This is a genomic window from Flavobacterium sp., from assembly GCF_030146175.1.
Classification (GTDB): domain Bacteria; phylum Bacteroidota; class Bacteroidia; order Flavobacteriales; family Flavobacteriaceae; genus Flavobacterium.
The window spans coordinates 1-10,213 of sequence record NZ_JASLCE010000029.1; the positions used below are offsets into that span (position 1 = coordinate 1).

5 protein-coding genes are annotated in these 10,213 nt (G+C 40.2%); 3 read left to right on the forward strand and 2 right to left on the reverse strand.

The window, feature by feature from the left end; all coding sequences use genetic code 11:
* Positions 1 to 273: 273 nt before the first annotated feature.
* The 3 genes from Q1R07_RS03400 to Q1R07_RS03410 all read left to right on the forward strand — a co-directional run bounded on the left by Q1R07_RS03400 (position 274) and on the right by Q1R07_RS03410 (position 7,379).
* Positions 274 to 1,278, forward strand: a complete 1,005-nt coding sequence (locus Q1R07_RS03400) for a histidine kinase (protein ID WP_300486016.1) — start codon at positions 274 to 276, stop codon at positions 1,276 to 1,278.
* The gene (locus tag Q1R07_RS03405; RefSeq protein WP_300486018.1) at positions 1,254 to 1,949 is read left to right on the forward strand and encodes a response regulator transcription factor; all 696 of its coding nucleotides are present in this window, start codon (positions 1,254 to 1,256) and stop codon (positions 1,947 to 1,949) included. Before Q1R07_RS03400 ends, Q1R07_RS03405 begins: the two co-directional genes overlap by 25 nt.
* A 297-nt stretch (positions 1,950 to 2,246) precedes the next feature.
* The gene (locus Q1R07_RS03410; RefSeq protein ID WP_300486021.1) at positions 2,247 to 7,379 is read left to right on the forward strand and encodes a T9SS type B sorting domain-containing protein; all 5,133 of its coding nucleotides are present in this window, start codon (positions 2,247 to 2,249) and stop codon (positions 7,377 to 7,379) included.
* Between the two features lie 109 nt (positions 7,380 to 7,488).
* On the opposite strand, the gene Q1R07_RS03415 is transcribed toward Q1R07_RS03410, so the two are convergent.
* Positions 7,489 to 9,711, reverse strand: a complete 2,223-nt coding sequence (locus tag Q1R07_RS03415; RefSeq protein ID WP_300486023.1) for an NADP-dependent isocitrate dehydrogenase — start codon at positions 9,709 to 9,711, stop codon at positions 7,489 to 7,491.
* 241 nt (positions 9,712 to 9,952) lie between these two features.
* A partial coding sequence (gene rplS, locus Q1R07_RS03420; protein WP_300486024.1) for a 50S ribosomal protein L19 occupies positions 9,953 to 10,213 on the reverse strand: 261 nt, incomplete at its 5' end.

Genomic DNA, 10,213 nt, shown 5'->3' on the forward strand with positions numbered 1-10,213 from the left:
CGGGTATCCGAAATGGTACCGCTTAATGTCACTTTCTCCTGGGCAAATATGCCGACTGAGCAAAAAAATAGGCAAATAAAAAGTTTAAAGTTCATTTTTTTTGATAATTGTCGTTTTTTGATTGATGATTAAAAAATTACTGCAAAGATATCTTCTGCAAGAAAAATTAAGTTAAAATTTATATAAATTATTCGATTTATTATACTAGTGGCGTTTGTATAAAAAATAGTGCTAAGGAGTTGAAAATAGTCCGTTTACTCTATTTTTGTAATCATGAAAATACGCCTTGCCTACGAAAACTTCTGGTTCCGGAATGTTACCTTTTATCTGCTCCTTTTGTCCCTATTCCTGTATAATGAATACGCCGACAGAAAGCAGGATAAAACTCCGGAATACATATTCATTGAATTACTACTGATTTTAACAACCATTTATGGGGCAGTCATGTTTAGTAACGTAATTCTTGTAAGAAAATTTCTTTTGGAGAAAAAATATTTTACTTTTTTTAAATATTTTGCGCTTTTTTGGTTGTTTTATATCATCGTTCAGGTACAGGTTACGCAGAATTTTGGGGAGTATATTTCGCTTTTTAACGAAATACTCGGAACACTTTTTATGCTTTTTATCGGAACCGGGATTTATTTTATTAATTTATGGGTATTGCAAAATGTTTTCCGAACCCATAAAAAGCTCCTGAATTCCCAGGCGGAGCTCACTTTTTTAAAGCAGCAACTCAACCCGCATTTCTTGCTTAATGCGATGAATAATTTATATGGAGACGCATTGGCCGAACCTCAAACGGTGGCTGAAAAGATATTAAAGCTTTCCGGTTTGTTGCGGTATCAGATTGAAGCGACCAAAAAAGAATATGTTTGCTTAACAGAAGAAATCGATTTTGTACAAAAATATATTGGTTATCATCAATATAAGAGCCATAATCTCAAGGTCACCGAACATTCGGAAGGCGATTTTGAAGATTTTTTTATACTACCGCTTGTATTTATGACGTTAATTGAAAATGCCATCAAATTCTCGTCAGAATGCGAACAACCTTATGTCGATATCCACTGGAAATTTATGGAGGATCATCTTATTTTTACGATTGAGAATAATTGTCTGGCAGAAGGCTCATTTTTGGAAAGTACGGGACTTGGACTGGAAAATTTGAGACGAAGGTTGATTGTATCGTTTGTAAAACATAAAATTACCATTGATAAAAATGTCATTGGTGTTTTTAAACTGGAATTACAATTATGGAAATTAAATATAAATGCCTGATCGTTGATGATGAAAAACCGGCACACCGGGTTATAAAATCGCATATTGGACAGTGTCCGGAGCTATTATATGGTGGAAGTGCTTATAATGGTAAAGATGCTTTGCAAATGATTGTTAATGAGTGTTATGATATGATTTTTCTGGATATCAATATGCCGATACTCACCGGTGTTGAACTCATGGAGCGTATGCCAAAACGTCCTGTAACGATTGTTACAACGGCCTATTCGGACTATGCGTTGAAATCGTTTCAGTATGATGCGGTGGATTATCTGTTAAAACCGGTTTCGTTCCCTCTTTTTGCCAAAGCGGTAGAAAAGGCAAAGCTATTTTGTAATGCCAATAGTCAGAAAACAGAAGTTAAGGATATAATACGCCTGAAAGTAAACGGCGATATAACCGATATTGCACTGGCTGAGATTGTTTGTATTGAGAGCGTAGGGAATTATCTAAAGGTATATATCCGGAATACGATTGTTCCGATTGTGGTGTATGGCAGTCTAATCGAAATAATGGATAATCTCGATAGCCGTTTTGTACAGGTGCACCGTTCCCATATTGTTAATGGAGAACACCTTATGGTTAATCATAAGCACAATCTGAGTCTGACAGACGACCGGATTGTTCCGGTTGGGCGAAAGTACCAGATTCTGGTCGATAAACTCAATTAAATCATTCTAACAAAAAGACAGTCAGCAGGCTGTCTTTTTTGATTAGAGACCTTAGGATATTGTTTTTGTATGTGGTATTGGAATGCCCTTTTTTTTGAATTCTTCCAAATTAGAATTTTGTAAGGGTATTAATTATACTATTTAAGACATTAAAAGGACAATAAAAATCCAACCGGAGCTGTATTCTCAATTTGCACTTAAGTTTGTTTAATGTTTTACAAAAGTGTTTAACATGTTTTGCAAAAGAGGTTGTTTTACGACTTCTCAAAAACAAGAAACAAAATACTGAGTCACGATATGAAAAAGCTTTTACTTACCGTTTTACCCTTTATTTTTTCCGGTATAATGCAGGCACAGAACCGACCCAACAATTGTATTAATGCGATTGATATATGGGGAAATGATCATTTTATTTCCAATAGGGATAGTGCCGGAACAGCAGTTGATGAAATAACCGGAGATGAAAATTCAGTATGGTTAAAAATCAATGTGATTCAATCCGGCACATTGGGATTTGATATTACTCCTAAAAATCAGAAAGTAGGTCTTTCGTATAATTTTTGGGTATATGGTCCCAATAACGATTGTTCCAATCTTGGAAAGCCCATACGTTCTTGTACTCCAAAACAGAAAGAGGTGTATCCTAGTACCAATCGTATTGGAATGAATGGAAACACAACGGTGACACAAACGGATCGTGCCACCGGAAATGGATCTGTTCGATGGTTAGACGTTACAAAAGGGGAGTTCTATTATATTAGGATTGACAAGCCGACCAAAGATGCTGATTTTGATTTGCAATGGATCGGAAGTGCTGTCAATATAGATAATGCTACGGACAGTAGAAATGCTTTCGCTTTTGTTCCGCCGCCAGGTATCATAGATTTGGAGGCAACGATTAGTTCAAGTGCAACAACGATTTGTTCCGGTGATGCAGTAACCATTACGATTACCGGTACTCCTAATGCTACAGTGCTATACCATATAAATGGGGGAGCAGAACAAACCGCAATTTTGGATGCTTCGGGAACATTTTCGTTTTCGGAGAGTCTAACAACAACAACAGTGTATACTTTAACGGCCATAAAAATATATGATAGTATCGGAGTTTTGTTGGAGGAAGAAGCACTAGATGAAGCCGTAACGGTAACGGTGCGATTATTACCAACAGCTACCATATCCGGTACCGCTACAATCTGCTCCGGAGAAACAACTCCAATAACTTTTAGTGGTACACCGTCGACTACAGTTACCTATACTGTTAACGGAGGCGCTGATCAACAAGTTGTTTTGGATGCCTCCGGAACAGCAATGATTCCGGTAACACTTGCCGGAACGTATGCATTGGTTCGTGCAACGACTCCGGGTACACATGGTTGTTCGAAGGAACTGAGTGGTTCTGCAACAATAACGATAGTACCATCACCCACAGTCACAATAACTGGCACCGCCACTATTTGCATGGGTGAAACAGCTACCGTTACGCTTACAGGTACACCGGATAGTACGGTTACCTATACCTTTAATGGAGGTTCTGAGCAACAGCTAGTTTTAGATGCTTCGGGAACCGCAACACTTTCGACCACAACAGCTGGAACGTATGCTTTAGTTCGTGTAACATCAGCCGGAGCGTTGGTCTGTACACGAAACCTGACGGATTCGGCAACGATAACGGTAAAACCATTACCAACGGCCATAATAGGAGGTACTACAAGGATTTGTACGGGAGAATCGGCTAACGTTACGTTTATTGGTACGCCAGATAGTACGGTTTACTATACTATTAATGGGGGTGCTGAACAGCAGATTGTATTGAATGCTTTCGGAACAGGAACTGTTTCGGCAACAACAACCGGAATCTATACATTGGTTCGCGTAACGAGTTCGGGCACAACCGCTTGTTCTCAAGCGCTGAGTGACTCCGCAACGATCACCGTTATACCACCACCAACCGCTACAATAACCAGTACTGAAACGATCTGTTCGGGTGAGTCAGCTACAATTACATTTACAGGTACGCCGCTTGCCACGGTTACTTATACTGTTAATGGCGGTTTAAATCAACAGGTTGCACTGGATGCTTCGGGAACCGCAATTCTTTCGACCACAACAGCCGGAACTTATGCATTGGTACGTGCAATAACTTCGGGTACACCTGTCTGTACCCAAGATCTGATCGGTTCTACGACGATAACGATAGCACCATTACCAACCGCTACAATAGCAGGTACTGCAACGATTTGTTCGGGCGAAACAGCTACCGTTACCTTTACCGGTACACCGAACAGTACGGTTACCTATACTATTAACGGAGGTTCTGAACAGCAGATTATTTTGAATGCTTCGGGAACAGGAACAGTTTCGGCAACAACAGCCGGAACCTATACATTGGTTCGTGTCACAACTTCGGGTACACCTGGTTGTTCGCAGAATCTGACCGGTTCCGTAACAATAACCGTAAAGCCACTACCAACGGCTACAATAACCAGTACTGAAACGATCTGTTCGGGTGAAACAGCTACTATTACCTTTACCGGTACGCCACTTGCTACGGTTGCTTATACTGTTGATGGAGGTTCTGAGCAACAGGTTGTTTTGAATGCTTCCGGAACGGGAACTATTTCAACCACAACAGCCGGTACTTATGCATTAGTTCGTATAACAACTTCGGATACACCTGTCTGTTCCCAGAATCTGACCGGTTCTACAACAATAACGATAAAACCATTACCAACGGCTATAATAGCAGGTACAGCCACGATTTGTTCGGGCGAAACTGCTACCGTTACGTTTACCGGTACACCAAATAGTACGGTTACCTATACTATTGATGGAGGATCTAATCAGCAGATTGTTTTAGATGCTTTGGGAGCGGGAACAATTTCAACCACAACAGCCGGAACCTATACGCTGGTTCAAGTAACGGGTTCGGGATTACCGGCTTGTTCACAGAATCTAACCGGTTCCGCAACAATAACCGTAAAGCCACTACCAACAGCTACTATATCAGGTACCGCAACGATTTGTTCGGGTGAAACAGCTACTATTATCTTTACCGGTACACCACTTGCTACGGTTGCTTATACTATTGATGGAGGTTCTGAGCAACAGGTTGTTTTGGATGCTTCCGGAGCGGGAACCATTTCGACCACAACAGCCGGAACTTATGGATTGGTTCGCGTAACGAGTTCGGGAACACCAGTTTGTTCTCAAGCGGTGAGTGACTCCGTAACGATAACTGTTATACCACCACCAACCGCTACAATAACCAGTACTACTGGAGCGATCTGTTCGGGTGAACCGGCCATTATTACCTTTACGGGTACGCCGCTTGCTACGGTGATGTATTCGAAAAATGATCTGTCAACTAATGAGCTTATAACGTTAGATGCCATGGGAACGGCTACAATAACTTCCCCGGAAGTAACAGCTCCTATCACGTATAGATTAATCAATATTGTTTCGGCCGGTTTACCAGCCTGTAGTCAATCGATAACAGGCAGTCATTCAATAAGTATAATTCCAGTACCAGAGATTCCGGTACTGCCACCTTATAGGGTTTGTGGTAATGAGACAAGTGGACATGCTGTTTTTGATTTGACAATCAAAGAGAATGAAATTAAAGCCGGTAATACGGCACTATCGGTGACATTCCATGCCTCTGAGATAGATGCTGATTTAGAACAAAATGCATTACCTATGTCCTATATATCCGGCTCGACCACGATTTATGTGCGGGTAAAAAATACGACTACCGGATGCTATTCTGTTGCACCAATGAACTTAGAAACAGGGGAGGGATTGGTGTTAATTATGCCGGTAACACCAGTAGTGAGTTGTGATGGAAGTGATGGTAATGGAATCGGAAGTTTTGATTTAAATGCATTAATTCCGGGTATGGTAAATGGACAAACGAATATTGATGTCAGTTTCCACAAAACCCAGGAAAATGCTCAAAACGGATTGTTTCCGATTACGACTCGACCGTACCGTAATAGTATTCCATGGAATCAGACACTATGGGTGTTGGCAAGCAACACAGTAACCGGATGTCAAAAGGTTTATTCATTCCGATTATCCGTTGAACGGGAACCAATTCTGCCGACGGTATTGGATTTGGATGAATGTGATGCAGATTCTAACCCGTATGATAATCAGACGACATTCGATTTAACAGTAAATACAGCTGCGATCCTTGCAGCACAAACCGATTCATCTATAGCGTATCAGGTAAAGTACTATAACTCCAAAAGCAATGCGGAAGCTGATATACCGATCCTATCAGACGAAAACGTTATCGGTACCAATGGTCAGACGATCTGGGTACGCGTAAAAAGTAAAATTGCAGGATGCTATACTATTGGAAGTTTTAAGTTGATTATAAGGAAACCGTTATTGTTGATACATCCCGATGACATTATACATTGCGGTCTTACTCAGTCCAATAACGAACAACAACTCTTTGATCTAACGATTCGCGAAAACCAGATCACAGGAGGAGCAACAGGTTATACCTTTAATTATTATACCAATACAACTTTACCACCGGATGCGACTACGTTGATAAATACTCCAACGGCATTTCTAAATACAGATACACCACAAACTTTATTGGTAGAAGTGATAAGTGAAAAAGGGTGTAAGAGCTATGAAACCATAACGATCATTGTGGAACCATTAAAAAGACCGATATTAAACGCCGGTTTTGTTTGTATTGATAGTGCTACCGGTAGCACATTAAGTACACATACAATTAACAGTGGACTTGATGCGGCTACGTATACATTCCAATGGTACAAAGATGCTATAGGTGGAGTGCCGCAATCTATTGCGGGGGCTACAGGAATGACTTACGAAGTAAACCAACCGGGTGTTTATTCCGTAATAGCTACTAATACAATTTCCGGTTGTGTCTCTTTACCGGCAGAAGTGACGATTGAAAAATCGGAACCCGCCAAAGTAAGAGCTTATGCATCGAAAGCTTTTAGTGATGAACAATCGATTACGGTAGAGGCAATTGGAATCGGTGAATATGTATACCAACTGGACGACGAAAGTATCCAGTCGAATCCGGTATTTACCAATGTAAGTTCAGGATTGCATTGGATAACGGTTTATGATAACAACGGATGTTCGGTCGTAAAGATTCCCATAAGAATTATTAATTATCCGCATTATTTTACACCAAATGGTGATGGTTACCACGATTTCTGGAATATTGGTGATTTGGTGAACGATCCCAATGCAAAAATTTATATTTTCGATCGTTACGGGAAATTATTAAAACAGATTAAACCTTCAAAATCAAGCGGATGGAATGGAATGCTTAACGGTAGGCCATTACCAGCAACAGATTATTGGTTTACCGTGACCTATACTGAAGATGGAATGATTAAAGAATTTAAGTCCCATTTTTCATTAAAACGATAATTACAAAACACCTTACAGGTTTTTAAAACCTGTCAGGTGTAGCGTGGAATGGTATATAAAAATAAAGGCAACCCTAAGGTTGCCTTTGTAATTCTATAGAATAAGATAATTATGCTAATTTGGATAAAATCGCATTCAACGTTTCGCTTGGACGCATAGCGCTGTCTGTTAGCGATTGTGTTGGTTGGTAGTAACCACCGATATTTTGCGGTTTACCTTGTGCTCCGATTAATTCGGCATCGATTTTAGCTTCGTTTTCAGCAAGTTCTTTTGCGACAGGCGCGAATTTAGCCTGAAGTTCGGCATCTTTGGTTTGTGCAGCCAAAGCTTCCGCCCAGTAAAGCGCTAAATAGAAGTGCGAACCTCTATTGTCAATCTGACCTACTTTTCGTGCTGGTGATTTATCGTTCGCCAGGAATTTCTCAGTTGCCTGATCCAATGTTTCAGCCAATACTAACGCTTTATCACTGTTAAATACATTTCCTAAATGCTCTAACGATACGGCCAAAGCAAGGAATTCTCCTAAGGAATCCCAACGTAAATAACCTTCTTCCAGGAATTGCTCTACGTGTTTTGGAGCAGATCCTCCGGCACCGGTTTCAAACAATCCACCACCGTTCATTAACGGAACGATAGAAAGCATTTTTGCCGATGTACCCAATTCTAAAATAGGGAATAAGTCGGTTAGGTAGTCACGCAATACGTTTCCGGTTACGGAAATCGTGTCTAATCCGTTTTTGATTCTTTCTAAAGAGAAAAGTGTTGCTTCAACTGGAGAAAGGATTCGGATATCCAACCCGGTTGTATCGTACTCTTTTAAATAAGTATTTACTTTTTTGATCAACTCTCTGTCGTGTGCTCTGTTTTCATCCAACCAGAAAATAGCAGGAGTATGGGTTGCTTTCGCTCTGTTTACAGCCAATTTTACCCAATCCTGAATTGGAGCATCTTTAGTCTGACACATTCTGAAAATATCACCGGCTTCTACGTTTTGTTCCATTAAAACAGTTCCGTCTACCGTCACTACACGGATTACACCGCTTGCCGTAGCCTGGAACGTTTTATCATGCGAACCGTATTCCTCGGCTTTTTGTGCCATCAAACCTACGTTTGGAACACTTCCCATTGTTTTTGGATCGAATGCACCATTCTTTTTACAGAAATCGATGGTAGCCGTGTACAATCCGGAATAACATCTGTCCGGGATAAGTGCTTTAGTGTCTTGTTGTTTGCCTTCAGCATTCCACATTTGTCCGGAAGTACGGATCATAGCCGGCATCGAAGCATCTACGATCACATCGGATGGCACGTGAAGGTTGGTGATTCCTTTATCGGAATTTACCATAGCCAAAGCCGGTCCTTTTTTGTAGGTGTCTAAAATCGCAGCTTCCACTTCAGCTTGTTGCGGATGTCCGGCAATTTTAGCGTATACATCGCCTAAACCGTTACGGGTGTCGATGTTTAATTCTTTAAATAAAGCCGCATATTTTTCAAATACGTCTTTAAAGTATACTTCAACGATCGCTCCAAAGATGATAGGATCGGAAACCTTCATCATAGTCGCTTTTAAGTGTATGGATAACAATACGTTTTTCGCACGGGCATCTTCGATTTCTTTGGAAACGTATTCTTTCAATGCTTTTAAGCTCAACACCGAACTGTCGATGATTTCACCGGCTTTTAACGGCGTACTGGCTTTTAAAACAGTTGTTGTTCCGTCGTTAGCTGCAAATTCAATTTTAACATCAGTTGCATCTGTTATTGTTACCGATTTTTCACTACCGTAAAAATCACCGTGATCCATACTGGCAACATGTGTTTTGGAATCAGCAGACCAGGCACCCATAGAATGAGGGTTTGCTTTAGCGTAATTTTTTACTGCTTTTGGCGCTCTACGATCGGAGTTTCCTTCACGTAATACCGGGTTTACAGCCGATCCTAATACTTTAGCATATTTAGCTTTGATTTCTTTTTCAGCATCATTTTTTGGATCTTCCGGGTAATCCGGTAGGGCAAAACCGTGTGCCTGTAACTCTTTAATCGCCGCTTTTAATTGCGGAATCGAAGCCGAAATATTTGGTAATTTGATGATATTGGCTTCCGGTGTTGTAGCCAGTTTTCCTAATTCGGCCAAATCATCATTAATGCGTTGTCCTTCTTGTAAAAATTCAGGGAAGTTGGCTAAAATTCTTCCGGCAAGAGAGATGTCTCTTGTTTCTATTTCAATTCCGGATGGAGCCGTGAATGCCTGTACAATTGGTAAAAAGGAATGTGTCGCCAACATCGGTGCCTCATCGGTGATGGTGTAGATAATCTTTGATTTTTGTGACATCGTTTGAATTTTTTAAATCGTATCGAAATAATGTTAGTAGTGTCGGGCTTTTAAAAAGCGTAGCAAAGATACGAAAATCAATAGAAAATGCGGTTGTAATAAGTGGGTTAACAGTGGAATTAGGATTTTATTAATTTGGCGTTTAAAAAATGCTAAAATGATAATTTAGAGCGTTGAATTTTAGCGAAAAAAAAAAGTCCCGACATGGCCGGGACTTGTTCTATAAAACATCGAAATAGAATTATCTTCTTCTTTTTTCTTTGATTTTTGCTTTTTTACCAGTAAGTTCTCTGAAGTAGAAGATACGAGCTCGACGAACTTTACCTCTTTGGTTCACTTCAATTTTCTCTAATGCTGGCATGTTTACAGGGAAGATACGCTCTACACCTACGTTTCCAGACATTTTACGAATAGTGAATGTTTCAGTAAGACCAGTACCTCTTCTTTGGATTACAACTCCTTTGAAGAACTGAGTTCTTTTTTTGTCTCCCTCTTTAATTTC